This window comes from Brevibacterium sp. JSBI002 (genome assembly GCF_026013965.1).
GTDB lineage: Bacteria > Actinomycetota > Actinomycetes > Actinomycetales > Brevibacteriaceae > Brevibacterium.
Window position 1 is genome coordinate 433,652 of sequence record NZ_CP110341.1, and the last position, 25,562, is coordinate 459,213.

A 25,562-nucleotide genomic window follows, 5' to 3' on the forward strand; every position below is an offset into this window, starting at 1 on the left:
GTTCCAGTCATCGAGTTTTAGATCGATGACTGGAACTAAAGGCGATGAGGTCGTGTTGTCCTGGCTCCAGGCGATGACGAGTTCATCTGCATACTTGCCGGCTTCGATCGGATAGCAGATGGACTGCGCGTGAATCTGCGCTCAACGGCCGCACCCGCGCCTGCGGCCCGCACCTGAACGCGCACCAACCGTGGGCTTACTCCAGCACCCCGTCGACGAGAGCGCGGGCGTCATGCTGGACCTGGCGCAGGTGGTCCTCATCGCGGAGCGATTCCGCGTAGATCTTGTAGACGTCTTCCGTGCCCGACGGTCGTACCGCGAACCATGCATTGTCCGTGGTGACCTTGAGCCCGCCGATGGGCGCATTGTTGCCCGGCGCCGAGGTGAGCACAGAAGTGACAGCTTCTCCTCCGACGGTCGAGGCGCTCACCCGGGACGCGTCGAGAGCTCCCAGTCGGGCCTTCTGTTCTCGGGTGGCCGGTGCGTCCTGGCGGGCGTAGGCGCTCGTGCCGTGGTTGGCGGCCAGCCCGGCATAGCGCTGCGAGGGTGTTTGGCCGGTCTTCGCGGTCATCTCGGCGGCAAGCAGTGCGAGGATGATGCCGTCCTTGTCCGTCGACCACACCTTGCCGTCGCTGCGCAGGAACGATGCGCCGGCGGATTCCTCACCGCCGAAGGCCAGCGTGGAGTCGAGCAGCCCGGGAACGAACCACTTGAATCCGACGGGCACCTCGAAGAGGGTGCGATTATGCGCGGCGACGATGCGGTCGACGATCGACGAGGTGACCAGAGTCTTGCCGATCGCGGCGCCCTTCGGCCAGTCGGTGCGGGAGTCGAGTAGGTAGTCGATGGCGGCTGCCAGATAGTGATTCGGGTTCATCAGACCCGCATCGGGAGTGACGATGCCGTGACGATCGGCATCGGCGTCGTTGCCGGTGGCGATGTCGAAATCGTTGCGTGAGGCGATGAGGCCGGCCATCGCATAGGGGGAGGAGCAGTCCATGCGGATGTTCTCGTCCCAATCCAGGGTCATGAACGACCAGGTGGGGTCGACGTCCGGGTGGACGACGTCGAGGTTGAGGTCGTAGTCCTCTGCAATCGCCGCCCAGTAGTCGACGCTGGCTCCGCCGAGCGGATCGGCGCCGATCTTCAGCCCGGAGCTGCGAATGACATCGAGGTCGATGACCGACTCGAGGTCGTCGACGTAGTTCGAGACGTAGTCGAAGTTCTCGGTGTTCTCCAGATGGAATGCCCGCTGAAATGGGGTGCGCGGAATCTTCTCCCACCCCTCGGCCAGGTACCGGTTGGCGCGCTCGGCGATCCAGGTCGTCGTCTCGGTTCCGGCGGGCCCGCCGTGCGGCGGGTTGTACTTGATGCCGCCGTCGGCGGGCGGATTGTGGCTGGGAGTGACGATGATGCCGTCGGCCTGCGCATCCTCGCGCGACTTCCCGGCATTGAAGCCGAGGATCGCGTGGGAGACCGCGGGGGTCGGGGTGAAGCCGTCGCGCTCGTCGATGAGCGCCGGAACCTCAGCTGCGGCGAGCACTTCGAGGACGGTGAGGAAGGCGGGCTCGCTCAGTGCGTGAGTGTCACGGCCGAGGAAGACCGGCCCACGGATGCCTTTGTCTCGGCGGAAGTCGACGATCGCCGCGGTGATGGCCGCGATGTGGGCCTCGTTGAAGGAGCGATTGAAGCTCGAACCGCGGTGGCCGGAGGTCCCGAAGCTCACTGCTTGCGAAGGCACCGAGGGGTCGGGAACCAAGTCGTGATAGGAATCGAGAAGGGCAGGGATGTCAACGAGATCCTTGTCCTGGGCCAACTGGCCGGCGCGTGTTGTCATTCTTCTACCTAACCAAATGACAGCGGTTGCGCACAGTTGTGTCCACGGAGTTCTTGCATCGTGGACTTCGACGGCTCCTCGGCGCGAGAATCAGCGGCCTCGTATGCCGGGCCGCCTTCTCAGTCCGGCGGCTCCACGGAGTCGTCCTCCTCTTCCTTCGTGTCTCCACCGCTGACATCTCGGTCTTTGTCGGGGGAGGAGGACCCTTCCGCTTTGGCCTGGGCGTCTTCGGGATCCCGATCGATCGGAACATCGTGTTCGGCAGCGATGCGCTCGAGCCTCTCCTCGGGAGTTTGGGAACTGCCTTCGGCGTCGGTATCCGCGCCGACTCCGACAGCAGTGCTCTCGATGTTCTGCTCGTCTTCGGTCTGGTCTTCTGCTGAGTTCTCCGGGAGGTTTTTCTTCTCGTCACTCATGACTTCGGCTCCTTTCGGAGTTGAACACGCTCACCGCGTTCGACGGAGGAATGGGGATCACAAAAGGTATGGAAGTGATCTGTGGTCTCGACGGTAGACCCATCGTGGAAACGGGGCAAGGGGACTCGGTCTTGCGGCTCCTCCGGTCGACCTCGCGACGACGGGAGCGACTCTCGCGGACGGTGCGATCAAGCCGCTGGCTGGCCGACTGCAGGTGCCTTTCTGCTCACTTCACCCAGGGCTCTTCGCCGGTCTCGGAGACGATCGGCTTACCATTGTCGATGTTCCATGAGCCCATGCCGCCGACGACATCAAAGGCGTCGAAGCCATTCTGATTGAGCCAGGCTACGGCTCGGTTCGAGCGTCCGCCGGTGCGGCAGATGACGTACATATCGTCATCGAGAGGAAGATCGTCCAGGCGGGTGGGCAGCTCGCCCAGCGGTACGTGGATCGCGCCTTCGATATGGCCGGCCTCCCATTCGTCATCCTCGCGGACGTCGATGATGGCGGCCCCCTCGGGGATGTCGTTGACGGTGACGGTCGTTTCTTCATCCATGTCTTCAGTGTAGGCACGCAAACCACGTGTTCGCACCTGCCCGGAGATTCCGAATCTGCGCATGTCCGTCATCGTGTGCGCGCCCCTCTTTACAGCTGTGCGCGCAGCCAGTCCGCACTTCGAACGGCTCCGGATTTCGGTCATCTCAGTCCAGTTCCAAGGGGGCTGTTGCCGCCCGGAGAGACGTGTGAGAATGGCCGAGTAGTCGTTGATGCGCCAGTCGACCGCGGCCCGCCCGAACGAGCCACGGTCCGCGTCAGCGACTTTATCGCCAGGAACCGTCTGCGAAGGGAAATGGTCATGAACAACAGAGACAAGAGCGACGAGTCGCCGGCCGAGGAGAAGGCCCGTGATATTGCATCAGCACTGGACGAAGCGACGGAGCCGCTGGGCGGCACTTCGTCCATGGAATCTCACGCCGAAGTCGGATACACCGAAAACAACGTTGAGGAGCGTGCCCAGAACACGGCAGCGGAAGAAGGCGTGACGCTGCACCGCAATCCCGATGGTTCGCATACGGCGATCGACGAATCGAAGGCCGCCGAAGCGACTCCGAGCTCAGGAACCGAGAACTCCGGAGCCACTGACGCTTCCCTTGCCCCGGGTATGGGTGCCTCGGTCGGCACCACGTCCGAGCACGGCGATATCTACAGCGCGCCAGGGATGGGCAACGCGGTCGGCAGCACGGCGGGAGGCGGCGCCGCGAGCACGGAAGCGGCAGCCTCCGCCACTGACGACACCGAAGCTGGCCAGGTATCCGCCGCGGGTGGTGGGCAGAAGCCCGCAGGAGAGGCGGCGACAGACGAGCTCGACCGGGCCGACGTCGTCAAGATCCTGCGCGGCGGTGATTCTGTCATGCTCGCGACCGCGCTCGCCGACGGCAAGATCCTCGCTCACCCCATGGCACCCCAGCAGGTCACCGAGGAGGCCGACGTCTGGTTCTTCCTCGCCCTCGACGGCGACCAAGCGAAGGCGCTGCAGACGAACCCCGAGGTCAATATCAGCCTCGCGGAGGCGGGCAACTGGCTGTCGGTGGCCGGGCGCGTGAAGTTCGTCGACGACAAGGCCAAGGTCGATGAACTGTGGTCGGATTCCGCCAAGGCGTGGTTCGATGACCGCCGCGACCCGAACCTGGGACTCATCAAGGTCGTCACCCACTCCGCACAGCACTGGGGGCTGCCCGGTGGCAAGGCATCGGGCATGTTCCGCATGGTCCGGTCCAAGCTCACCGGAGACCGCCCGTCCGGCGGCACACAGACCACGGAACTCTGAGCCGTGAGAGGCCAGGGGGCTCGGCACGACTGCTCTGCTGCCCGTGCCGGGCGCCCCACCTCACCGCGAGCCGCCTCGGCGAGGCATAGCATGGAGGCATGAGCAAGCGGATCGTCATCATCGGTGCGGGACTGGCCGGTACGACTGCGGCGCGGGAGCTGAACGCGCGCGGTCAGGCCGTCACCGTCATCGACCCCCAAGCTGGCGAAACGTGTGAGCGGCCGCCGCTGTCCAAGCACCTCTTCGACGGCTCCCGCCACCACCTGCCCTACCATCTCGAATCGACCGATCACATCACCTTCGTCCGTGACCGGGCAGAAGAGATCACCCTCGCCGAGGCGGCCGCGGAGTCCCGCTACACCGCCGAGACCCAGCGACACCCCCATCGGCTGGCGAATGACCACGCCACCGCCGGCACCATCCACCTCGCCTCGGGGGAGTCCATCGACTTCACCCACTGCATCCTCGCCACCGGGATGGAGGCGAACCGCCCCGAAGTCCCCGCCTTCCCGGACGCCCTGCCGGTCTATGACCTCGGCGACGCCGAATGGATCCTTGAACGTGTGAACAACGCGACCGAGGCGCTCAACGTCGGGGTGCTGGGCTCCGGTTATCTCGGAATGGAAGTGGCCGCCTCGGCGGTGGCTGCCGGGCACCGCGCCACGGTCTACCTGCGCGGGAACGAACCCCTTCGCAAACAGCTCTCCGCTCCCGTGCGGCAGGCACTGTTCGAGAAGCACAAAGCCGCCGGGGTCGACTTCGTCACCCACACCGCGAGCCCGGACGACATCCCGGCCGATGTTCACGACCTGTTCATCACCAGCGTCGGAGCTCGACCTCGGCTGATCCCGATCGACGGCCACCGCCCCGCTCAGGCCTGGGGCGTGGATGAGAGTTTGGCAACATCTCATGCGGGTGTCTTCGCCGCCGGCGACTGCGCCATCATCACCGCCGGACCCTATGCACTCGACCACCCATGGGCCTGTGAACCGGTGGCCGAAAGCCACGGAAAATTCCTCGCTGAGCTCCTCGGCGAGGGCGCGGGAGAGCCGTCGAACAAAGGCGAGAACGACTCCGAATCCGCTTCAGGCAGTGGGCCGGAAGGGGGTCCGAAAGCCTGGTCCGACGTCCCCTGGCACTGGAGCTTCCAAGGCCCGGAGAAGGTATTCACGGCGGGCCTGACGAGCCCCGACGCCAACGACACGATCATCCGACACGACCCCAGCGGAGCCAAGTTCCAGGTCTTCCACTTCGACGGCCCCGAACCGGAGTCGAAGCTCGTCGGTGTCGAAACATTCAACTGGCCGCCGATGCAGGCGGCGGCGCGGCGTGTACTCGGCGGTAGCCACATTCCGACGCGGGCCCAAATCGCCGACCCAGACTTCGACTTCAAGGCTCACAGCCGACTGTGAGTCTGCGCTAGTCTCATCCCGTAGACTCTTTCTGTTCTATCCCCAGTCGCCGACGAGAGAATTTTCTGTTCATGGATATGGCCAGGCTTGCTGCCGAGCACGGACTCGAGAGAGTGGGTGGACGGCCGTCTCTGCCCCAGTACGTCAAACAGCTTCTCAACCGAAGCGACTTCACGTACACGCTTGCGAAGTACCGGATGCAGTCCGAGAACGAGCGCAACCGCCTCGGCATGGCCTGGGTGTTGCTGCGTCCGTCGTTCTCGGCACTGATCTACGGCACGGTCTTCGGCTTCATCATGCAGGGCGCGACTGCTCGCCCGCCGGACTTCGCTCCATTCGTCGTCATCGGAGTCTTCATCCTCGAGTTCTTCAACAGCTCGATGAATGGCGGTGCGAAGTCGATCATCTCGAACGCGTCGCTCGTGCAATCTCTGCCGTTCCCGCGCATAGTTCTGCCGATTGCCAAGGTGTTCCAGAACCTGCTCGACTTCATTCCCACGCTCATCTTCATGGCGCTCATCGTCATCATCTTCGGTGCCAGGCCTGATTGGGACTGGTTCCTCTTCATCCCGCTGGTGTTCCTGTTCTGGGTCTTCAACCAGGGTGTGGCGTTCATCTTCGCCCGCGCAACGGTCCACTTCCGGGACCTGTCGCAGGTCACCCCGTTCATCTCCCGCATGATCTTCTACACCTCGGGTGTCTTCTTCGACCTCAAGGTCATGGTCGACAAGATCAACCCGTCCCTCCAGCCCTTCGCCGATTGGCAGCCCATCAACAACGTGCTGTCCATCGCTCGCGGCATCCTCATGAAGGACGGGGTCGTTCCCTACGACTACTTCTGGCACCTGGCCATCTGGGCATTCGGCATCTTCATCATCGGCTTCGTGTTCTTCTGGCAGGCCGAGGAAAGGTTTGGTCGTGATGAGTGACGATAATTCGTTCGACACCGGCAGCCTCCCCGAGGTGACCAAGAACAATCCACCCGTCGTCGTCTGCGACAACGTCCACGTCCGCTACAAAACACTGGCCACGGGCAAGAAGCTCAAGATGGGCAGCAAAGACGTGATGACGAGAAAGCGGGAGCTGAGGGAAGTCCACGCCCTCAAAGGCATCAGCTTCGTCGCACACAAGAACGAATCCATCGGCATCATCGGCAGCAACGGCTCCGGCAAGTCGACGCTCATGCGGTCGATCACCGGACTGACCCCGACCTCCGAGGGCGCGATCTATGCGACGTCACGGCCGAACCTCCTCGGTGTCGGTGCCGCACTGATCCCGGATCTTTCCGGTGCTCGCAACATCGTTCTCGGGTCACTGGCTTTGGGACTCACTCGTGCAGAGATCGACGCGAAATTCGATGACATCGTCGAGTTCACCGGGCTCGAGGACTTCATCGATCTGCCGATGCGCACGTACTCCTCGGGTATGTCGCAGCGTCTGAAGTTCGCGATCGCGACCTCGGTGCAGCACGAGATCCTCATCGTCGATGAGGCGCTCAACGTCGGTGACAAGAAGTTCCGTGATCGTTCCGAGGGCCGAATCCGCGCCATCCGTGAGAACGCCGGTACCGTCTTTCTCGTCTCGCACTCGATGCGCACGATCAAGGACACGTGCAACCGCGCGCTGTGGATCGAAAAGGGCGAACTGATCGCCGACGGTCCGGCGCTTGAAGTCATCCGCAAGTACCAGGCCTTCACCAAGGCCGAGAAGGCGAAGGAAGTCGAGGAGGAGCCCGGCTGAGTTTCTTCTCTGCCCTTTCGGCTCTCCCCGAATCCGGCCCCGTCCTCCGTTGAGGATGGGGCCGTTTCCGTTACCTCGCCTCGGCCAGATGACCCTTGAGGTACTCGCCGGTCACGCTGCCTGAGGCATTCGCGACTTGCTGCGGAGTTCCCGTTGCCGAGATCTGACCGCCATCCTGGCCTCCGCCGGGGCCGAGGTCGATGATCCAGTCCGCGTTCGCGATCATGTCGAGGTCATGCTCGATGACGAGCACCGTCCCACCTTGGTCGAGCAGCTGCTGGAAGACGCGCACGAGCACACGCACATCCTCGGGGTGCAGGCCCACCGTCGGTTCGTCGAAGACGAAGAGGGTGTGCTGCTGCGACTTCCCGAGTTCGGTGGCGAGCTTGAGCCGCTGTGCCTCTCCGCCGGACAGTGCAGGGGTCGCCTCGTGGAGGGTGAGATAGCCGAGTCCCACATCGGCCAGCGTTCTCAGCCGGGCGTGGACCTTGCGCATCTCGGCGAGGTGGGGGAGCGCCTCGGCGACGGTCATCGCCAAGAGATCCGGCAGCGACTGCGGCTGACCATCGGCATCCGAGGCACGGCGGTACTCATCCGCGTCCGGACTGTACCGGCGGCCTTCGCAGTCGGGACAGGGGATGTCGACATCGGGCAGGAACTGCACATCGAGGGTGATCTCGCCGGTGCCTTCGCATTTCGGGCAGCGCAGGGATCCCGTGTTGTACGAGAAATCCCCGGCCGTGAGTCCGGCCTCCTTCGCCGAATCAAGGCTGGCGTACGCACGTCGCAGGTCGTCGAGGACCCCGGAATAGGTGGCGACGGTCGAGCGGACGTTGATGCCGATCGGGGTGGCGTCGACGACGTTGACCCGGTCGATCCCCTCGGCGTCGATGTCACGCACATGACCGGGCCGCGAACGTTCATCGGCGGCTTTGAGCGCGGGGACGAGGCTGTCGAGGACGAGGGTGGTCTTGCCCGATCCGGACACGCCCGTGACGACGGTCAGCCGCTGCCGCGGGATCTCCGCGTCGAGGGCGTGGACCGTGTGGATCGGTTCGGTGCGCAATCGGACCCGTCCGTGATCGAAGGTCGCCGAGGCGGCCGCGGGCTCGCGCACAAGTGTTTCGGCGCGGCCGGTGAGGTAGGGGCCGATGCGGGAATCGGGATGATTGTCGAGGTCCGCGACAGTGCCGGTGGCCACGACCGTGCCGCCGTCGCGTCCGGACCCGGGGCCGATCTCGATGAGATGGTCGGCTTCGCGGAGGACCAGCGGGTCGTGGTCGACCATGACGACGGAGTTGCCCTCGTCGAGGAGATCGGTGATGACACCCTGTAGGCCCGCGATGTTGGAGGGGTGGAGGCCGATCGAGGGTTCGTCGAGGACATAGAGGACGCCGGTGGTCTCATTGCGCACGGCGCGAGCGAGTTGGACACGTTGGCGTTCACCCGTCGACAGGGACGAACCAGCCCGGTCGAGGGCGAGGTAGCCGAGCCCCAGGTCGAGCAGCCGGCGTGCCATGCCGAGCAGAGTGTCCACCAACGATCTGGCCATAGATTGCATCGATGAGGGAAGGCCGGCCGGAACATCCGCGGCCCAGTCGACGAGTTCGTCGAGGGTCATGGCGGTCGCCTCGGCGAGGCCGATCTCACCGATGCGCGGTGCACGGGCGGCGGGGGACAGGCGGGTGCCCTCGCAGTCGGGGCAGACCTGCTCGGAGAGGAACCGGCTGACCCTGGCGAAGCGCTTCTCGTTGTCCGCACGTTTGAGTTCTTCGGTCACCGTCAGGCGGGCGTTGCGGAAGGTGAAGTCGAGGTCGTGGAGCCCCTTCTTCGAGGTGACCGTGATGTGCTTCTTCTCTTCGGGGCCGGCGAAGACGATCTCGCGTTCCCAGTCTTCGAGGTCGCGCCAGGGCACATCGGTGCGGACGCCGAACTCGCGGGCGATCTGCGGTTGGACGTTGAAACCGAACATCTGCCAGGGGACGACTGTGCCGTCGTCGATCGACAGGTCGGGGTCGCGGATGAGGGAGGCATCGTCGACTTCTCTGATGGTGCCGATGCCCTCGCAGCGGGGGCATGCTCCACCGGAATTGAAGGCGAGCTCCTCGGCGCCGGGAGCATAGACGGTTTCACCGCATTCGGGGCAGTCGAACGGCTCCTCGGCAGCGACATCGAGAGTCGGTTTCTGCCGGTGCCCGTTCGGGCAGAGGTGGGAGGCCAGGCGGGAGAAGATCAGGCGAACGACGTTGAGCAGCTCGGTCGAGGTGCCGAACGTCGAGCGGACCCCGGGGACTCCGGGCCGTTGCCGCAGAGCAAGGGCGGCGGGGATGTGGCGGACGGTGTCGACGTCGGCGCGGGCGGCTTGACCCATGCGTCGACGGGTGTACGTCGACAGAGCTTCGATATAGCGCCGAGAGCCTTCGGCGTAGAGGACTCCCATGGCCAGGGAGGACTTGCCCGAACCGGAGACGCCGGCGATGGCGACGAGGGTATTCAGAGGCACGTCGACGTCGATATTCTGCAGGTTGTGCACGCGTGCACCGCGGACCTCGACCGCTGTGGCGGGGGCAGCATTTCGGGCTTCGGTCGACATACCGCGATCGTAACAACTGACACTGACGTGACTCGTCACCTGCTGAGACTGCCTTTGCGGCCGGATACTACGGGACTACAATCGTCTCGCTGACGAGAACAGGGGCATACTTGTCAGAGCAGAGACTCCGACCAGGTCTGTGAATAAGCAACATCCGCCCCGGGTGATGAGCAACGGTGCCTGCATCCCGTAAGCCCACGATCCACCACCGGCTCCGCCACCCAGGCGCCCGGGCACCTACAAGAAGAGGCACACGATGACTGAGACACCCGTCGAGTCCCGCGAAGACAAGTCGCGGGCCCGCAAGGCCGTAGTTGCGGCCGGACTGGGCAACGCCCTCGAGTGGTATGACATCATCCTATTCGGGTTCATGGCCACCTCGATCACCGCGGTCTTCTACCCGGGCGAGGGCCTGTCCGCGCAGCTGATGACCTGGGCGACCTTCGCCATCACCTTCGTCGTCCGTCCCCTCGGCGCCATCCTCATCGGCCGCTACTCGGACAAGCACGGCCGCAAGTCCGCCCTGTCGCTGACGATCGGTCTGATGACCCTCGGCGTGTTCATCATCGTCATCCTGCCTGGCGAAGCGACCATCGGCATCTGGGGCGCGATCGGCCTCATCATCGCCCGCATCATCCAGGGAATCTCCGCCGGCGGCGAATTCGGATCGGCCACAGCCTTCCTTACCGAGAACGCCAAGCGCGGCAAGGCCTACTACGCCTCCTTCCAGACCGCGACTCAGGGCATCTCGATGTTCCTGGCCGCCGGAATCTCGTGGATTCTCAGCTCGGCACTGAGCGAAGAGGCCCTGCACTCCTGGGGCTGGCGCGTGGCCTTCGCCCTCGGCCTGCTCATCGGGCCCGTCGGCTGGTACATCCGCTCGAAGATGGATGACACCCCTGAGTTCAAGGCCGCCGAGAAGACCGACAGTCCGCTCCGCGTCCTCCTCTCCGAGAACTTCGGCCGCCTGTTCTCCGCGTTCCTCATCATCGCGATGGCCACGATCTCGGTCTACCTCATCACCTTCCTGCCGCAGTTCGCCGTGACCAACCTCGGCCTCGACGCCTGGGCATCATTCCCCGGCGCCGTCGTCGCCGGTGTCATCACCCTCGTCGGTGCCCCGTTCGCCGGTCGCCTGGCCGACCGAGTGGGCCCGACGACCGTGATGATCCCGACGACCATCGTCGGCATCATCGTCGCGTGGCCGATGTTCATCCTCCTGACCGCGAACCCGTCGATCAGCGTCCTCACCTTGTGCGAGGCGATCGTCGGCCTGTTCATGGTCTTCTACTTCGGCCCGATGCCTGCCCTGCTCTCCGAACTGTTCCCCGTCAAGGTGCGCAGCTCCGGCATGACCATCGCCTACAGCTTCGGTGTCACGATCTTCGGCGGCTTCGCCCCGCTCATCCTCACCGCGCTGCTCGGCGCGACCGGTCTGCTGACCGTGCCCGGCTTCTACTACGCCGCATTGTCGCTGCTCTCGCTCATCGGCGTGATCATGGCCCGGAAGCTCTACAGCCAGCGCTGACCGCACGCCGATCCTCGTCGATCAACGCCAAACTCGAAAAGCACGTCGTCCGCGACGTGCTTTTCGAGTTTCGCGTTGATTGAGAAGGGTAGGCGGCGGTGATCAGCTGCCGATGGTCGCTTCGGCCTCAGCTTTCGCGGCTTCTTCAGCCTTCCGCGCCTTCGAGGCTGCCCGCTCGACGCGGACGACGTGGGCGATGAGGGCAAACCAGACGAGGGCCAAGCCGCCGAGCGTCAGCCACACGGTCGACGCGCCCAGCCCGAAGGTGAGCAGGATGGTGCGGATGTTCGTGAGAATGATGATTCCGCCCGCGGCGACTGCAAGCACCTTCGCCGGCAGCAGCTTCACCAGCCATGCGGCGAACGGTGCGGCGATGACGCCGCCGATGAGCAGCGCCGCCACGATCTGCCACTCGATGCCCTGCGAGCCGAGTGCGATGAGGAACCCGAGCGAACCGCCGACGGCGACGACGAACTCACTCGTATCGATCGACCCGATGACCTTCCGGGGCTCCAAACGTCCTGATGAGAGCAGCGTCGTCGTCCCGACCGGACCCCAGCCGCCACCGCCGATGGCATCGAGCGCTCCACCGACGAACCCGACCGGCACGAGCATCCCCGCGCTCGGCCGCGACTTGAACTCCGGACGCTTCCCGCCCAATGCGAGGAACCGCCAGATCACGTAGACCCCGAGCGCGAGCAGGATTCCCGAGATCCACGGGGTCGCGGCCTCCCCATCGAGGCTGGCGAGGAACGTCGACCCGAGGACCGCGCCGATGAAGCCGGGACCGGCGAGGATGCCCACCGTCCGCCAGTCGACATTGCCGAACCGGTGATGGGAGATCCCTGATACCAAGCTTGTGCCCAGTTCAGAGAAGTGCACCGCCGCCGAGGCAGCCGCCGGTGCCGTACCCGCCGCGAGCAGCAGTGTGGTTGAGGTGACCCCATAGGCCATCCCCAACGATCCATCGATGAGCTGAGCGATGAGGCCGACGATCCCGAGGACGATGAGCTGACGCATGTGCTTGCCTTTCGTGGATGACGCGAAGGTGGTGATGACGCAGAAGACGTCGAAGATGCGGTCGGTGTCAGGAACGCAAAGACGCTTTGACTAGACACACTAGCGAAACTGTTGAGCAGAATGGCGAATCATCCGCAATCCTACGAACTCGGTCGCTGCATGTCGAAAGATGACGCCACATGGCGGTATTTCCCTGATGACGAGCCTGTATGCGACGTTGACACTGATGGGTTACGCTGTGCGAATGCAATCAAGAGTGACGAGAGCTGCTCACCCGGGCCGTGTAGTCGTTGAGCAATTGCTTTGCGCGATGACCGTGACACCCCCGGTTCCTGCGCGGGGTCGGGCGCCGCAGCCAGTGAGATTCCGGGCGCAGAGGCCTGTCCAGGAGTGGGCGCTGTGACGGGGCTGCCGTCGGTGGGGCTGATCTCCCACGGGACCTCATCGCCGACCGGCCAAGTCCTCATCGAGGTGCTCGCGGCAGAGATCGCCACAGACCTGCGCATTCGCGGGATTGCCGACGAGGTCATGCTCGGCCATGTGGACGTCCAGCAACCCGACGTCGACGAGGTGATCAACCGCCTGCCCGCCGACCGCCCGGTGATCCTCGTGCCGCTTCTGCTCTCCCCGGGCTATCACGTCCATGTCGACCTCGCTGAGGTGGTCAACCGAGCCATCGAGTCCGGCCGTGACGTTCGGCGGACGCCGACGCTTGGGCCGGATGCGAGGCTTGCGGAGATCCTTGCCGATCGCCTTCCGGCTTTGAGCGACAACGACGAGGTCATCCTCGCCGCTGCCGGATCGAGCGACGAGCGGGCGAACGAGTCATGTCGTGAAATGGGCAGGCTGTTGGCCGCAGAGCTCGAGCGTCCAGTCGAGGTCGGCTTCCTCGCCGGCGGGGGAGTGGCCCTGAAGGACCTCGTCGCGGAGAGTCGGAGTCGCGGAACCCGCCCCGTGCTTGCGAACTATCTGCTGGCGCCGGGGTTCTTCGACGACCTCGCCCGAAAGCACGTCGAGGGCGGCACTGACTCGACCGGCGTCCTCGCCCCGCCGCTTCTCACCGGAGGCGGCATCGCGTCCGCCGTTCCGCCGAAGCTCGTTGACATCGTCCGCGACCGAGTCCGCGGGGGAATCCGCGGCCAAGTTCGTGACGGTGTTCTCGCGGCCGGCCGCAACAGTGGCCCCGGCGGCGCCCGTGCCGACGGCGGCTGTCCTGCCTACGTCTAACCTCACACCCAACCACGCAACCTCACCCCGCGGATGCTCAACGCCTGACCGCATACACGGCAGGCCGTGACGCCAGATGTCGCTCCGTGACACAAACCATTCGGTAATTTGTTGAGCAATCCGGCATTCATGTAGCGTGGCTCATCACTGGTTCCCCTCAGCGTTTGGAGACAGCAATGTCCACTCAGGTGGAAGAGAACAAGGAAACAGCAGGTAAACGGACCGCAAAGCGGCCCGCCCGCCCGAAGAAGTCCAATGGGCAGTGGAAGATCGACGGCCATGAACCGTTGAACAAAAACGAGATCGACAAAGCCGAAGACAACGGCCTCAACGTTCGCGCCCGGATCGAAACCATCTACGCCAAGCGCGGATTCTCTTCGATCGACTCCGACGACCTGCACGGCCGCTTCCGCTGGTGGGGTCTGTACACCCAGCGCAAACCGGGAATCGACGGCGGTCGCACCGCGAAGCTCGAGCCGCATGAGCTCGAAGACGAATACTTCATGCTCCGCATCCGCATCGACGGCGGCAAGCTCACCACCGAGCAGCTGCGCACGATCGCGGACATCTCCACCGAATTCGCCCGCGACAGCGCCGACCTCACCGACCGCCAGAACATCCAGCTGCACTGGATCGAGATCGAGAACGTCCCCGAGATCTGGCGCCGCCTCGAGGCCGTCGGTCTGCAGACGACCGAAGCCTGCGGCGACGTTCCCCGCGTCATCCTCGGCTCACCCGTCGCCGGCATCGCCGCCGATGAACTCATCGATCCGACCCCGGCGATCGAAGAGATCTCACGCCGCTACATCGGTGACCAGAGCCTGTCGAACCTGCCGCGGAAATACAAGACCGCGATCACCGGCCACCCCAGCCAGGACGTCGTCCACGAGATCAACGACTGCTCCTTCGTCGCCGTCGAACACCCCGAACACGGCATCGGCTACGACCTGTGGGTCGGCGGCGCCCTGTCCGTCGTCCCCCGCTTCGCCGAACGCCTCGGCGCTTGGGTCGCCCCCGACCAAGTCGTCGAGACTTGGCTGGGCGTGACCTCGATCTTCCGCGACTACGGCTACCGCCGCCTGCGCAACAAGGCCCGCCTGAAGTTCCTGCTCGCCGATTGGGGTCCGGAGAAGTTCCGCGAAGTCCTCGAAACCGAATACCTCGGATACCAGCTCGCCGACGGGCCGGCGCCGGCCAAGCCGAGCACCGCCGGTGACCACGTCGGCGTCCACAAGCAGACCGACGGCCGCTACTACATCGGCGTCAGCCCTGTCGTCGGCCGCGTCTCGGGCACCCTGCTCGGACAGCTCGTCGACCTCGCTGAGAAGTACGGATCCACTCGCCTGCGCACGACCCCGCACCAGAAGGTGCTGCTGCTCGACATCGACGAAGCCGACGTCGAAGCCGTCGTCGCCGAGCTCGATGCGCTTGGCCTCTCCAGCCGGAAGGACCTCTTCCGCCGCTCGACGATCGCGTGCACCGGCATCGAATACTGCAAACTCGCCATCGTCGAGACCAAGCAGACCGCAGCCGACACCATCACCAAGCTCGAAGAGCGCCTCGCCGACATCGAAGAGCTGCCCCACCCGATCAGCTTCCACCTCAACGGCTGCCCGAACTCCTGCGCCCGCATCCAGACCGCCGACATCGGCCTCAAAGGCCAGATCGTCACCACCGACGACGGCGAACAGGTCCCCGGATTCCAGGTCCACGTCGGCGGGGGATTGGCTTCGAAAGACCGCGACGAAGCCGGACTCGGCCGCACCGTCCGCGGACTCAAGGTCACCGCGGACAACCTCAGCGACTACGTCGAGAAACTCGTCCGTCGCTTTCTCGCCGGGCGTGGGAAGACCGAAACATTCTCCGAATGGGCCCACCGCGTTGACGAGGAGGAGCTGAAATGACCCACACGAACACGACCGCAGCCCCCACCGAGGCGGCCAACACCGCGACCGCAGTCCCGACCGAGACGCAGTCCCGCCCCGAACCGCGTCCCGTCGAAGAACTCAAAGCCCTCGCCGAGGCGGGTGCCCGTGAGCTCGCCGGTGACCCGGAGAACGGTGTTCCCGAGGCCAACCCCGCCGACGTCATCCGCTGGGTGTCCCGGAACTTCGACACCGCGGCCTGCGCCGTGGCCTGCTCGATGGCCGACGCCGCCCTGCCGCATTACGTCGCCCAGTACCAGCCCGGCGTCGACGTCCTCTTCCTCGACACCGGCTATCACTTCCGGGAGACCTATGACACCCGCAACGAGGTGGCCCGCCGTGTCGATGTCCACATCGTCGACGTCCTCCCGGAGCAGACCGTGGAAGAGCAGGACGCCGAATTCGGCAAGGATCTCTTCGCCCGCGACCCGGGCCTGTGCTGCGCCCGCCGCAAGGTCGCACCGCTGAAGAAGTCACTGAACGGCTACGAACTCTGGTTCACCGGAGTCCGCCGCGACGAGGCTCCGACCCGGACGAACACGCCGCTGATCGCCTTCGATGAGAAGAACGGACTGGTCAAGGTCAACCCTCTGGCCGCGTGGTCGTTCGACGACCTCCTCGACTACTCACGCGCCTTCGACGTCCCGGTCAACCCGCTGCTGTCGCAGGGGTACCCGTCGATCGGCTGCCAGCCCTGCACTCGCCCCGTCGCCGAAGGGGAAGACCCCCGCGCCGGCCGTTGGGCCGGATCGACCAAAACAGAATGCGGACTCCACACATGAGCATCGACACCCAGTCCAACCACGACACCAAGCCGACCCGCACCACCGCCGAGGCGGCGCCCGCCCACAACCCGGGTGCGAGCCTGTCCACCCTCGACGTCCTCGAATCCGAAGCGATCCACATCATCCGTGAGGTCGCCGCCGAGTTCGAACGCCCCGTGCTGCTGTTCTCCGGCGGCAAGGACTCCGTGACAGTCCTCCACCTCGCGGCGAAGGCGTTCTGGCCGGCGAAGATCCCGTTCGGACTCCTCCACGTCGACACCGGACACAACTTCGACGAGATCATCCGCTTCCGCGACGAGACGGCAGAGAAGTACGGCCTCGACCTCACGGTGGCGAAGGTCCAGGACTACATCGACGACGGTCGCCTGCGCGAACGCCCCGACGGCACCCGGAACACCCTGCAGACCCAGCCGCTGCTCGACGCCATCACCGGCGGGAGGTTCGACGCCGTCTTCGGCGGTGCCCGCCGCGACGAGGACAAGGCCCGGGCCAAGGAGCGCATCCTGTCCCTGCGTGACGAATTCGGCGGCTGGAACCCCAGCAGCCAACGCCCCGAACTGTGGAACCTCTTCAACGGCCGCCACCTGCCCGGCGAACACGTGCGCGTGTTCCCGATCTCGAACTTCACCGAACTCGACGTGTGGAGCTACATCGCCCGCGAAGGCATCGAACTGCCCGAGCTCTACTTCGCCCACGACCGCGAAGTCTTCGCCCGCGACGGCATGTGGTGGGCCACGGGCGAATTCTCCACCCCACGCGACGGCGAGACCGTCACGACCAAGAAGGTCCGCTACCGCACCGTCGGAGATATGAGCTGCACCGGAGCCGTCGAATCGAGCGCCGATGACCTCGAGTCCATCCTCGCCGAGGTGGCCGCCACCACTGTGACCGAGCGCGGAGCCACTCGCGCCGACGACCGCATCTCGGCCGCGGCGATGGAAGACCGCAAGAAGGACGGGTACTTCTGATGACGACCACAACCACTGACGCAAACGCCACGACAACCACCACCGAGGCGACCGCCTCGTTGGACACGACGACGAAGACGCTGCTGCGCTTCGCCACCGCCGGATCCGTTGACGACGGGAAGTCCACGCTCGTCGGCCGGCTCCTCCACGATGCGAAGGCGATCCTCGCCGACCAGCTCGCCGCCGTGAGCGCGACCAGCCGGGAACGCGGATTCCTCGGCGGAGAGTTCGATTTCGCTCTGCTCACCGACGGACTGCGGGCCGAACGCGAACAGGGCATCACCATCGACGTCGCCTACCGGTACTTCGCCACCGACCGGCGCTCGTTCATCCTCGCCGACTGCCCCGGACACGTCCAGTACACGCGGAACATGGTCACGGGAGCCTCGACCGCCGATGCCGTCGTCGTCCTCATCGACGCCCGCACGGGTGCGACCGAGCAGACCCGCCGGCACCTCACCGTCGTCTCCCGGCTCGGCATCCGCCACGTCATCATCGCCGTCAACAAGATCGACCTCATCGACTACGACCAGACGCGGATCGAGGCGGTCGAAAACGACATCAAGGCCCTCGCGGACGAGATCGGCCTGGAGACCCCGCACCTCATTCCGATCTCCGCCCTGGCCGGGGACAATGTCGCCACCACCTCGGACAACACACCCTGGTACACGGGTCCGGCGCTGCTCGAACTCCTTGAGACCCTGCCGAGTGCGGACGAGGACACCGCCGATCTCGAGGCCTTCCGCGTCGACGTGCAGACCGTGCTGCGTCCGCAAGGGGGACTGGCACCGGGTCTCGACCCCGAGGAATTCCGGGACTACCGGGCGGTGGCCGGACAGATCACGGCCGGGCGAGTCAGCCTCGGCGATGAGATCGAGATCCACCCCGCCGGGCTGACAACGACGGTGACGGGCATCGATACCGCCAGTGGTCCCCTTGAGACCGCGAGTGCGCCGCTGTCGGTGGCGCTGCGGTTGGCCGATGACGTCGATACCGCTCGTGGCAGCGTCATCGCCGCGGCCGGCACCCTGCCCACCCCGCGCCGGGAACTGCGAGCCGAGGTCTTCCCGTTCACGGCCGAGGGCCTGCGCACGGGGGACCGGGTGCTCATCAAGACGGGGACGACGACCGTGAAGGGGATCGTCAGCATCGAGGCCAAACGCAACCTCGAGACCTCCGAGACCGAACCCGCCGAGGTGCTCGCCGGCAACGACATCGGCCTGGCCCGGGTGAAGCTGTCGGCCGAGCTGCCGGTCCCGGACTTCCGCGACCACGGCACGGCCGGAGCCTTCGTCGTCATCGACCCGCAGACAGGCAACACCCTCGCTGCGGGAATCCACACCCCCGAGGCGGCTCACACCCCCGAATCCACCGAGGACAAGTCATGACGCTCTTCCTCCCACAACAGCCGGGCACCGTGCTGCTCGTCGGTGCCGGACCGGGCGATCTCGGACTGCTCACCGTCACCGGTCTGCGCGCATTGGAACGCGCCGATGTCATAGTGGCTGACCGCCTCGGCGCCCGATCGGTCATCGATCAGCTCGAAACCGAACGCGGTGCGCCCTTGGATGCGCAGATCATCGACGTCGGAAAGCTGCCGGGGCACCATCCGGTGCCGCAGAGCGGGATCAACGACATCCTCATCACACAGGCGAAGCTCGGCCACCGGGTCGTCCGGCTCAAGGGCGGGGATCCGTTCGTCCTCGGACGTGGGGGAGAGGAGGTCATCGCCTGCCGGGCCGCCGGAGTCGATGTCCGCGTCGTCCCCGGGGTGACCAGCGCGAACTCCGTTCCGGCGGTCGCCGGAATCCCGCTCACCCACCGAGGGGTGGCCACCTCGTACACGGTCGTGACCGGTCACGACCAACTCAGCGAGATCGGCGGGGGACGCGACCACACCGTCGTCGTGCTCATGGGAGTGGGCACACTCATCAATTCGGCGATGGTGCTTGCACGATCCGGGCGCGGTGACGACTGCCCGGTCGCGATCGTCGAAGACGGTTTCGGTGAGAACCAACGAGTGACCATCGGAACCCTCGGCGACATCGCCTTCCGCGCGGCTCGCCGAGGCGTCCGGTCACCGGCCGTGATCGTCGCCGGTGATGTCGTGACCTTGAGCCCCTACGCCGATGGTGCGTTCACCCAGGCGACCGAGCCTGCCGCATCGGCATCCGAACTCGTGAGGAACCCATGACCTACATCATCGCCCAACCGTGCGTGGACCTGAAGGACCGAGCCTGCATCGAGGAATGCCCGGTCGACTGCATCTACGAAGGCACCCGTTCCCTCTACATCCACCCCGACGAATGCGTCGACTGCGGGGCTTGCGAACCCGTGTGCCCCGTCGAGGCGATCTTCTACGAAGACGATGTGCCTGATGAGTGGGAGGCCTACTACAAGGCGAACGTCGAATTCTTCGACGACATCGGCTCCCCGGGCGGAGCAGCCGCCCACGGAGTCGTCGACAAAGACCATCCCTTCATCGCAGCTCTGCCGCCGCAGAACGCCGACGACTGAACACCCCGCGACTGACTTCTCAATGACGACGAGCGACGCTTCGCTCACCTCCGACTGATCAAGGAAACCTATGCCCGCTATTCCCTTCAGAGTGGCCATCATCGGTGCCGGCCCCGCCGGCATCTACGCCGCCGACCTGCTGACCAAAGCCGAACATGACCTGGAACTGAGCATCGACCTGTTCGAACGCCTGCCTTCACCCTTCGGGCTCGTCCGCTATGGGGTCGCCCCCGACCATCCGCGGATCAAGGGCATCATCAATGCGCTCATCAAGGTCCTCGACCGCGGTGACATCCGCCTGTTCGGCAACGTCGAATACGGGGCCGACATCAACCTCGGCGAGCTCACCGACCGCTACGATGCGGTGATCTTCTCCACCGGCTGCTTCGTCGACGCACCGCTGTCGCTGCCCGGGATCGATCTGCCCGGTTCCTATGGGGCAGCCGACTTCGTCAACTGGTACGACTCCCATCCGGATGTCGCCCAGACCTGGCCGCTGGATGCGGAGAAGGTCGCCGTGCTCGGCAACGGCAATGTCGCCCTCGACGTGGCCCGGGTGCTCGCGAAGCAGGCCGATGACCTGCACACCACGGAGATCCCCGACCACGTGTACGAGGGTCTGAAGTCCTCGAAGGTGACCGATGTCCACGTGTTCGGCCGCCGAGGCCCCGCGCAGGCGAAGTTCACGCCGCTCGAGCTGCGCGAGCTCGGGCAGGTCGACGACGTCGACATCATCGTCTATCCCGAGGACTACGAGTTCGATCAGGGGTCGCTCGAGGCCATCGAGTCGAGCAACCAGGTCAAGCAGGTGACGAAGACGCTCACGGACTTTGCGATGCGGGAGGAGACCGGGGCGAAGCGGCGACTGCACCTGCACTTCCTCCACGCACCGGTGGCCATCCTCGGCGAGGATGGGGTGACCGGTCTGCGCACGGAACGTCAGGAGCTCGACGGGACCGGTGGCGTCAACGGCACCGGGGACTTCCACGACTGGGACATCGATGCCGTGTACCGGGCCGTCGGCTATGCGGGAACGCAGCTGCCGCAGCTGCCCTTCGACGAGGCCAAGAAGGTGATTCCGAATCACGAAGGACGCGTCGTCGACGCCGAAGATCAGGGCCAGGCCGCCGAGGCGGACGTCATCCCCGGCGTGTACACGACCGGATGGATCAAGCGCGGGCCCGTCGGGCTCATCGGTCATACGAAGGGCGATGCGCTCGAGACGATCGGGCACATCCTCGATGATCAGGCCGCCGGGGCGCTCACCGAACCCGTGTACCCGGAGGAGTCCTCGATCGTCGAGCTGCTCGAGTCCAAGGGCGTCGAGTTCACGGACTGGGAGGGCTATCACCGGCTCGAGGCTGCGGAGAAGGCCCTCGGTGAGACCGAGGGGCGTGAGCGCGTGAAGATTGCGACCCGTGAGGCCATGCTCGCCGAGGCGCGCGCTCACCTGACCGCGGAGGCGAACGCTGGGAGCTGATCGGACGGAGGTTCTCACCTGAAGGCCTGTTCCCACATCGTGCGGGGCAGGCCTTCGGCTTTGTCCGGATCGCGGCATGGAGGAGGAGAGTTCCTTGCCCGGCGCGTGTTTGAGTCACGTCGAAGGCTTCAGCCGGTTTTCGTGGCTCGGTGGCATGCGCCAGTTGAGACCGGAGAGGTTTTATTTCGGAGAATGATTCGAGGAGGTCGATGATGAGGAAGAAAAAGAAGCAGTTCCGGACACCGTGGAGCATCCTGACGATCGGAATACGCGGGAAGACAAGGAAAAGACGGAAGCCGGGGAAGCTGTCACTGACCAGGCGGAGGACGAGCAGTTCGAAGAGTGTTCCACGACGGGGTCGTTCGACGAACTGGCTCACGCGATAGTCCGCAGCCGTTCTGCAGGGGGTTCAATCGCGTCATCATCCGCTTTACGATGAATTATGGAACTGACACATCTGAAGAGCTTCGCTACCGGACTGACTCTCGGCATCGGCGGCGTCGCAGCGGCTCTTGCCGGGCGCAGGGCCGTCAGCAATCTCAAGACCAGCAAGGGCCATCCTTGGAAGCACCGCGTGTTGGACCTGGGCTCCGCGTTCCTCCAGCGGAAGTATCCGCTGGAGGCGATGAGCACTTACCTCGACGGCCTGCACATCTATGCCGATGACACCGGACGCCAAGTCCATGCCGCTCACTTCTGCATCCACTTGGAACACGACCTGCACCAGTGCGTCATCTTCGATCGCAACGCCCATGACGCCCGTCTGATCGGCATCGAGTACATCATCAGCGAAGACCGGTTCCGCTCCCTGCCCGAAGAGGAGAAGAAGCTCTGGCACAGCCATCATTATGAGGTCAAGTCCGGAATCCTCACCGCCCCTGGCGTTCCGGAGATAGCCGAACACGCCTACTTCGAGGACTTGGTGAAGACCTACGGCAAGACGTTCCACACCTGGCAGTACGACGTTCACGACTTCCCCTACGGTGCCCCGCAGCTGATGATGGGCTTCACCGAGGATGGGCAAGTCCGCGAAGAGCTGGTCCGAGAGCGCGACCGCGAAGTCGGGGTCTCGACGCAGCGCAACCGCGAACGCCGTGAAGACATCCCGATGCCGGAGGTGGCCCCGGGCGCGAACTCGTGGGAGACCGGGACCACGGTGCAGCCGACTCTGCAGGAAACACCCGTCAAACGGTAGAAAGCTGTGTCGAACAGCTGTGCGGCTGTTGTCGATCACCTCGCCAATCGAGCAAAAGCGAGGGTGGCGAGCGCTGCGGCCGAATGAGCGGGCGATGAAGCTGACCGGGTTCAAAGGTTATGTCACGAACATCCTCGCCGATGTCATGTCGGCTGCTGAGGTAATCGGCAGTTATCACGACCTGTGGCATGTCGAGCAGTGCGATCGATGCACACTTGACGGTCGTGATCACTGCGCTGGCCGTGTCGAGGTCCATGCAGGACGCGACTGGGGAGTCGTTGAAGAAGATCATCACCACTTTGCCGCCGTTGCGGGAATTCTCCGGCCGCGTGAGCGGCCAGGAAATCACGTTCACGCCGGAAGTGCCCAAAGTCGTCGAGGACAAAATAACGTTTAGAATGTAAACTACGTCACATGACCAGCTAGCGAATGTCGGATTACGACAAGGGCCGGCTCCCGTCCTGACTGCGATCGCAGGTTGCGGGTGTCAGCACTGTCATCGCGCCGTTGAGGGAAGCGCCGACTGTGCCACGAAGGAGACAGATTTTCATGAAGAAGAAGCTGATATTGGCAGTCGGTGTCGGGGCCGGTTTTGTGCTCGGGTCGCGTGCGGGCCGAAAACAGTACAACGCCCTCGTCGCCAAGGCCCGCGAACTGTGGAAGAGCCCCCAGGCCCGCCGAGTGGTCGATGCAACTACTCATGCAGTGAAAGACCACGCCCTCGATCTCGCTGGCCAGGCGGGGGCGAAAGTGAAGCAATTCGGCCTCAAAGCTGCGAATCAAGCTCGAGCCCAAGGGCGAACCGGACTGGCCGAGAATCTCGACAAGGCTGGTGATCTCGCGCAGGATGCAGCCGAGCACGTTGGTCAGGCAGCAGCGAATGCGGCTGCCCAAGGTGGCCGTGACTTCAACGACAACCCCGACGCTGAGGTCACGCCACAACCAGCGCCCCAAGCAAAGGATGCTTAAGCAACTCCTTGGGGTGAGCTATCGAGCGCCCTGCAAGCCTCCTTCAACTGAACTCGCGCTACCGTTCCGCCTCACATAGCCCCATCCCTATGCCAAAACAGCGAGGCCAGTCTGGTCTCATCGTCGAAAGCGGGCCCCTGATGAATGACCGTTCCTCTCTACCGCCATTATCGACCGGTGAGCTCGTATCGCAGTTATCGGAGCAGGCTAGCCGGTTGATCCGTGACGAAATTCAACTCGCCCAGATCGAGATGAGCACGAAAGCCAAGAAGGCCGGCCTCGGTGCGGGTCTGCTTGGCGCAAGCGGCGTCATCGCCCTCTATGGTCTCGGTGCAGGGATTGCGACTGCCATCATCGCCCTAGCCCTCATCATGCCGGCGTGGTTAGCGGGTCTGATCGTGACTGTGTTGCTCCTGACTATCGCCGGTGTCGGGGCCTTGATCGGTAAACGGAAGGTCTCCGAGACCACGCCGGTGCCTGAGCGCACGGTTGAGGCTGCGAAGGAGACTGTGGACACGCTGAAGAAAGGGGCTCGTGATGGCCGACACAAATGACACAGGCCCCAGCGCCTCACCGTCCGAGATTCAAGCTGACATTGCCCGTACTCGTGAAGAACTTGGACAGACTTTGGCTCAACTCGTCGAGAGATTCGACGTCAAAGCCCAAGCGGAACACACTTTAGACGATGTCAAAGACCGTGCCGCCGGTGCCATAGGCGACGTACGCGACAAGACGGAAAACGTAGTCGCCGGAGCCAAAGGAGCGGTTAAATCTGTGTTCTCCCATGACGATGTCGCCGTCGATGCGGACGGCGTTACAGAACCAGCCGCGGCTATAGGGGGCGGCTTGCCGTTGAGGTCCCGAGCTGGCTGGACTGACCTTGCGCCGTTGGTGGTTGCCTCAGGCCTTGCGTTGGCTGCCGTCATCGTTGCGGTGGGGTGGCGGCGATGATTGGCCGAAGAAGGATTGACCAGAGCGACCAGACATACCCGGGCGAGCGTTCGAGTCTCGAAGAGCGCGCGGAAAGGGACGATACGGGTCCAGCCTCCTATGTCGAGGCAAAGGACTCGAGACAGGGCGTCGCAGCCGAGGACCCGGCCAAGCCCGATGCTCCACAGAAACTAACTGGCCCAACGTGGAAGTACGTGGCGGGCAAGACACTGCGGGAGTTCCTCGGTGATGACTGCCTGCAACTGGCCGCTGGTCTGACCTACTATTTAGTTCTCGCGTTGTTCCCCGCTCTTCTAGCGGTCCTGTCGATCCTGGGTCTAGTCGGCCAGAGTCAGCAGACAGTCGAAACAGTCACCGGAATCATCACCGACTTCGGCGGAGGAACAATCGCGCAGACGTTGACACCCACCCTGACCGAATTGGCACAGAACTCGACAGCGGGGCTGGCATTCGTCATTGGCCTTCTCGTCGCTCTGTGGTCGGCATCGGGTTATGTTGTTGCATTCGGCAAGGCAATGAATCGCATCTACGAGAAGGATGAAGGCCGCCCTGCTTGGAAACTTCGTCCCGTCATGCTCCTTGTCACCCTCGGTGCGGTGATCCTCGTCGTGCTCGCTGCGTTGATCCTGGTGGTCTCGGGACCGGTGGCGCAGGCGATTGGTGATGCAATAGGGATTGGGTCGGCGGCGCTTTTGGTGTGGCAGATCGCGAAATGGCCCGTTTTGCTCGTTGTCGCGATCGTCTTAATAGCCTTGCTTTATCACGCGACACCAAATGTCCGTCAGCCAAAGATGAAGTGGATCAGTCTCGGGTCTGTGTTCGCGATCGTTGTGTGGGTCCTGGCGTCGGCGGCTTTCGCTTTCTACATTGCGAATTTCTCGAACTACGCGAAGACTTATGGGTCATTGGCCGGAGTGATTATCTTCTTGCTGTGGCTGTGGATCACGAATATCGCTCTGCTGCTGGGAGCAGAGCTCAATGCCGAGATCGAACGTGGGCGCCAACTCCAGGGTGGAATACGAGCTGAAGAAGACATTCAGCTGCCTCCACGAGATACGACGACACTGGATAAGGCCGAGAAGAAGAACGCGAAAGATACCCGCAGAGCACGGGCCCTGCGAAAATCTCGAGGCAAGAACGCCCAGCCGACTCGCAATGTTTAGAACCAGAT

The 25,562-nt window shown here is 64.3% G+C and carries 24 protein-coding genes; 18 read left to right on the forward strand and 6 right to left on the reverse strand.

Features of this window, described 5'->3' with window-relative positions:
• Positions 1–196: 196 nt before the first annotated feature.
• The 3 genes from pgm to LJ362_RS01860 all read right to left on the reverse strand — a co-directional run bounded on the left by pgm (position 197) and on the right by LJ362_RS01860 (position 2,809).
• Positions 197–1,837, reverse strand: coding sequence for a phosphoglucomutase (alpha-D-glucose-1,6-bisphosphate-dependent) (gene pgm, locus LJ362_RS01850; RefSeq protein WP_264800482.1), 1,641 nt, complete (start codon positions 1,835–1,837; stop codon positions 197–199).
• Positions 1,838–1,956: 119 nt separating this feature from the next.
• Positions 1,957–2,253: a hypothetical protein gene (locus tag LJ362_RS01855; RefSeq protein ID WP_264800483.1), complete on the reverse strand. Its 297-nt coding sequence runs from the start codon at positions 2,251–2,253 to the stop codon at positions 1,957–1,959.
• Positions 2,254–2,479: 226 nt separating this feature from the next.
• Positions 2,480–2,809 carry a rhodanese-like domain-containing protein gene (locus LJ362_RS01860; protein WP_062239468.1) on the reverse strand — a complete coding sequence of 110 codons (330 nt, stop codon included), beginning with the start codon at positions 2,807–2,809 and terminating at the stop codon, positions 2,480–2,482.
• Between the two features lie 300 nt (positions 2,810–3,109).
• Between LJ362_RS01860 and LJ362_RS01865 the strand changes: the two genes are divergently transcribed.
• The 4 genes from LJ362_RS01865 to LJ362_RS01880 all read left to right on the forward strand — a co-directional run bounded on the left by LJ362_RS01865 (position 3,110) and on the right by LJ362_RS01880 (position 7,233).
• Positions 3,110–4,081, forward strand: coding sequence for a pyridoxamine 5'-phosphate oxidase family protein (locus LJ362_RS01865; protein WP_264800484.1), 972 nt, complete (start codon positions 3,110–3,112; stop codon positions 4,079–4,081).
• Positions 4,082–4,179: 98 nt separating this feature from the next.
• Positions 4,180–5,493 (forward strand): FAD-dependent oxidoreductase, encoded by a 1,314-nt coding sequence (locus LJ362_RS01870; protein WP_264800485.1) that lies wholly within the window; start codon positions 4,180–4,182, stop codon positions 5,491–5,493.
• 77 nt (positions 5,494–5,570) lie between these two features.
• Positions 5,571–6,422 carry an ABC transporter permease gene (locus LJ362_RS01875; RefSeq protein ID WP_264800486.1) on the forward strand — a complete coding sequence of 284 codons (852 nt, stop codon included), beginning with the start codon at positions 5,571–5,573 and terminating at the stop codon, positions 6,420–6,422.
• Positions 6,415–7,233: an ABC transporter ATP-binding protein gene (locus LJ362_RS01880; RefSeq protein WP_264800487.1), complete on the forward strand. Its 819-nt coding sequence runs from the start codon at positions 6,415–6,417 to the stop codon at positions 7,231–7,233. Before LJ362_RS01875 ends, LJ362_RS01880 begins: the two co-directional genes overlap by 8 nt.
• A gap of 70 nt (positions 7,234–7,303) precedes the next feature.
• Here LJ362_RS01880 and LJ362_RS01885 read toward each other — a convergent pair whose 3' ends face one another.
• Positions 7,304–9,826, reverse strand: a complete 2,523-nt coding sequence (locus LJ362_RS01885) for an excinuclease ABC subunit UvrA (protein ID WP_264800488.1) — start codon at positions 9,824–9,826, stop codon at positions 7,304–7,306.
• A 256-nt stretch (positions 9,827–10,082) separates the two neighbouring features.
• On the opposite strand from LJ362_RS01885, the gene LJ362_RS01890 reads away from it, so the two are divergent.
• Positions 10,083–11,354: an MFS transporter gene (locus LJ362_RS01890; protein WP_264800489.1), complete on the forward strand. Its 1,272-nt coding sequence runs from the start codon at positions 10,083–10,085 to the stop codon at positions 11,352–11,354.
• A 102-nt stretch (positions 11,355–11,456) separates the two neighbouring features.
• On the opposite strand, the gene LJ362_RS01895 is transcribed toward LJ362_RS01890, so the two are convergent.
• A complete protein-coding gene (locus LJ362_RS01895; protein ID WP_264800490.1) occupies positions 11,457–12,374 on the reverse strand; it encodes a sulfite exporter TauE/SafE family protein in 918 nt (305 codons plus the stop codon).
• 399 nt (positions 12,375–12,773) lie between these two features.
• Here LJ362_RS01895 and LJ362_RS01900 point away from each other — a divergent pair, with 399 nt between their 5' ends.
• The 9 genes from LJ362_RS01900 to LJ362_RS01940 all read left to right on the forward strand — a co-directional run bounded on the left by LJ362_RS01900 (position 12,774) and on the right by LJ362_RS01940 (position 22,471).
• Positions 12,774–13,601 (forward strand): sirohydrochlorin chelatase, encoded by an 828-nt coding sequence (locus LJ362_RS01900; RefSeq protein WP_264800491.1) that lies wholly within the window; start codon positions 12,774–12,776, stop codon positions 13,599–13,601.
• A 176-nt stretch (positions 13,602–13,777) separates the two neighbouring features.
• Complete coding sequence (locus LJ362_RS01905; RefSeq protein WP_264800492.1) at positions 13,778–15,505, forward strand: nitrite/sulfite reductase; 1,728 nt, start codon at positions 13,778–13,780, stop codon at positions 15,503–15,505.
• On the forward strand, positions 15,502–16,308 hold the full coding sequence (locus tag LJ362_RS01910) for a phosphoadenylyl-sulfate reductase (protein WP_264800493.1): 807 nt from the start codon (positions 15,502–15,504) through the stop codon (positions 16,306–16,308). Before LJ362_RS01905 ends, LJ362_RS01910 begins: the two co-directional genes overlap by 4 nt.
• Positions 16,305–17,279 (forward strand): sulfate adenylyltransferase subunit CysD, encoded by a 975-nt coding sequence (gene cysD / locus LJ362_RS01915; RefSeq protein ID WP_264800494.1) that lies wholly within the window; start codon positions 16,305–16,307, stop codon positions 17,277–17,279. The genes LJ362_RS01910 and cysD overlap by 4 nt, the downstream gene beginning before the upstream one ends.
• A complete protein-coding gene (locus tag LJ362_RS01920) occupies positions 17,279–18,667 on the forward strand; it encodes a sulfate adenylyltransferase subunit 1 (RefSeq protein ID WP_264800495.1) in 1,389 nt (462 codons plus the stop codon). The genes cysD and LJ362_RS01920 overlap by 1 nt, the downstream gene beginning before the upstream one ends.
• Positions 18,664–19,473, forward strand: a complete 810-nt coding sequence (gene cobA, locus LJ362_RS01925) for a uroporphyrinogen-III C-methyltransferase (RefSeq protein ID WP_172172273.1) — start codon at positions 18,664–18,666, stop codon at positions 19,471–19,473. The genes LJ362_RS01920 and cobA overlap by 4 nt, the downstream gene beginning before the upstream one ends.
• Complete coding sequence (fdxA, locus tag LJ362_RS01930) at positions 19,470–19,796, forward strand: ferredoxin (RefSeq protein ID WP_172172271.1); 327 nt, start codon at positions 19,470–19,472, stop codon at positions 19,794–19,796. The genes cobA and fdxA overlap by 4 nt, the downstream gene beginning before the upstream one ends.
• 70 nt (positions 19,797–19,866) lie before the next feature.
• The gene (locus LJ362_RS01935) at positions 19,867–21,276 is read left to right on the forward strand and encodes an FAD-dependent oxidoreductase (RefSeq protein ID WP_264800496.1); all 1,410 of its coding nucleotides are present in this window, start codon (positions 19,867–19,869) and stop codon (positions 21,274–21,276) included.
• A 442-nt stretch (positions 21,277–21,718) separates the two neighbouring features.
• The gene (locus LJ362_RS01940) at positions 21,719–22,471 is read left to right on the forward strand and encodes an OBAP family protein (RefSeq protein ID WP_264800497.1); all 753 of its coding nucleotides are present in this window, start codon (positions 21,719–21,721) and stop codon (positions 22,469–22,471) included.
• Here LJ362_RS01940 and LJ362_RS01945 read toward each other — a convergent pair.
• Positions 22,461–22,856 carry a hypothetical protein gene (locus LJ362_RS01945; protein ID WP_264800498.1) on the reverse strand — a complete coding sequence of 132 codons (396 nt, stop codon included), beginning with the start codon at positions 22,854–22,856 and terminating at the stop codon, positions 22,461–22,463. The two genes, LJ362_RS01940 and LJ362_RS01945, sit on opposite strands and share 11 nt — an antisense overlap.
• Positions 22,857–23,020: 164 nt before the next feature.
• On the opposite strand from LJ362_RS01945, the gene LJ362_RS01950 reads away from it, so the two are divergent.
• The 4 genes from LJ362_RS01950 to LJ362_RS01965 all read left to right on the forward strand — a co-directional run bounded on the left by LJ362_RS01950 (position 23,021) and on the right by LJ362_RS01965 (position 25,554).
• The gene (locus tag LJ362_RS01950; protein WP_264800499.1) at positions 23,021–23,440 is read left to right on the forward strand and encodes a hypothetical protein; all 420 of its coding nucleotides are present in this window, start codon (positions 23,021–23,023) and stop codon (positions 23,438–23,440) included.
• A 140-nt stretch (positions 23,441–23,580) separates the two neighbouring features.
• Entirely contained in the window at positions 23,581–23,994 is a 414-nt protein-coding gene (locus LJ362_RS01955) for a phage holin family protein (RefSeq protein ID WP_264800500.1), read from the forward strand.
• Positions 23,978–24,391 carry a DUF3618 domain-containing protein gene (locus tag LJ362_RS01960; RefSeq protein WP_264800501.1) on the forward strand — a complete coding sequence of 138 codons (414 nt, stop codon included), beginning with the start codon at positions 23,978–23,980 and terminating at the stop codon, positions 24,389–24,391. Before LJ362_RS01955 ends, LJ362_RS01960 begins: the two co-directional genes overlap by 17 nt.
• A complete protein-coding gene (locus LJ362_RS01965) occupies positions 24,388–25,554 on the forward strand; it encodes a YihY/virulence factor BrkB family protein (RefSeq protein ID WP_264801752.1) in 1,167 nt (388 codons plus the stop codon). Before LJ362_RS01960 ends, LJ362_RS01965 begins: the two co-directional genes overlap by 4 nt.
• The last annotated feature ends 8 nt before the right edge of the window (positions 25,555–25,562 follow it).

Coding starts and splice junctions, on each gene's coding strand:
- pgm (WP_264800482.1), bottom strand. CDS start 1,837: ATGACAACACGCGCCGGCCAGTTGGCCCAGGACAAGGATCTCGTTGAC.
- LJ362_RS01855 (WP_264800483.1), bottom strand. CDS start 2,253: ATGAGTGACGAGAAGAAAAACCTCCCGGAGAACTCAGCAGAAGACCAG.
- LJ362_RS01860 (WP_062239468.1), bottom strand. CDS start 2,809: ATGGATGAAGAAACGACCGTCACCGTCAACGACATCCCCGAGGGGGCC.
- LJ362_RS01865 (WP_264800484.1), top strand. CDS start 3,110: ATGAACAACAGAGACAAGAGCGACGAGTCGCCGGCCGAGGAGAAGGCC.
- LJ362_RS01870 (WP_264800485.1), top strand. CDS start 4,180: ATGAGCAAGCGGATCGTCATCATCGGTGCGGGACTGGCCGGTACGACT.
- LJ362_RS01875 (WP_264800486.1), top strand. CDS start 5,571: ATGGCCAGGCTTGCTGCCGAGCACGGACTCGAGAGAGTGGGTGGACGG.
- LJ362_RS01880 (WP_264800487.1), top strand. CDS start 6,415: ATGAGTGACGATAATTCGTTCGACACCGGCAGCCTCCCCGAGGTGACC.
- LJ362_RS01885 (WP_264800488.1), bottom strand. CDS start 9,826: ATGTCGACCGAAGCCCGAAATGCTGCCCCCGCCACAGCGGTCGAGGTC.
- LJ362_RS01890 (WP_264800489.1), top strand. CDS start 10,083: ATGACTGAGACACCCGTCGAGTCCCGCGAAGACAAGTCGCGGGCCCGC.
- LJ362_RS01895 (WP_264800490.1), bottom strand. CDS start 12,374: ATGCGTCAGCTCATCGTCCTCGGGATCGTCGGCCTCATCGCTCAGCTC.
- LJ362_RS01905 (WP_264800492.1), top strand. CDS start 13,778: ATGTCCACTCAGGTGGAAGAGAACAAGGAAACAGCAGGTAAACGGACC.
- LJ362_RS01910 (WP_264800493.1), top strand. CDS start 15,502: ATGACCCACACGAACACGACCGCAGCCCCCACCGAGGCGGCCAACACC.
- cysD (WP_264800494.1), top strand. CDS start 16,305: ATGAGCATCGACACCCAGTCCAACCACGACACCAAGCCGACCCGCACC.
- LJ362_RS01920 (WP_264800495.1), top strand. CDS start 17,279: ATGACGACCACAACCACTGACGCAAACGCCACGACAACCACCACCGAG.
- cobA (WP_172172273.1), top strand. CDS start 18,664: ATGACGCTCTTCCTCCCACAACAGCCGGGCACCGTGCTGCTCGTCGGT.
- fdxA (WP_172172271.1), top strand. CDS start 19,470: ATGACCTACATCATCGCCCAACCGTGCGTGGACCTGAAGGACCGAGCC.
- LJ362_RS01935 (WP_264800496.1), top strand. CDS start 19,867: ATGCCCGCTATTCCCTTCAGAGTGGCCATCATCGGTGCCGGCCCCGCC.
- LJ362_RS01940 (WP_264800497.1), top strand. CDS start 21,719: ATGGAACTGACACATCTGAAGAGCTTCGCTACCGGACTGACTCTCGGC.
- LJ362_RS01950 (WP_264800499.1), top strand. CDS start 23,021: ATGAAGAAGAAGCTGATATTGGCAGTCGGTGTCGGGGCCGGTTTTGTG.
- LJ362_RS01955 (WP_264800500.1), top strand. CDS start 23,581: ATGAATGACCGTTCCTCTCTACCGCCATTATCGACCGGTGAGCTCGTA.
- LJ362_RS01960 (WP_264800501.1), top strand. CDS start 23,978: ATGGCCGACACAAATGACACAGGCCCCAGCGCCTCACCGTCCGAGATT.
- LJ362_RS01965 (WP_264801752.1), top strand. CDS start 24,388: ATGATTGGCCGAAGAAGGATTGACCAGAGCGACCAGACATACCCGGGC.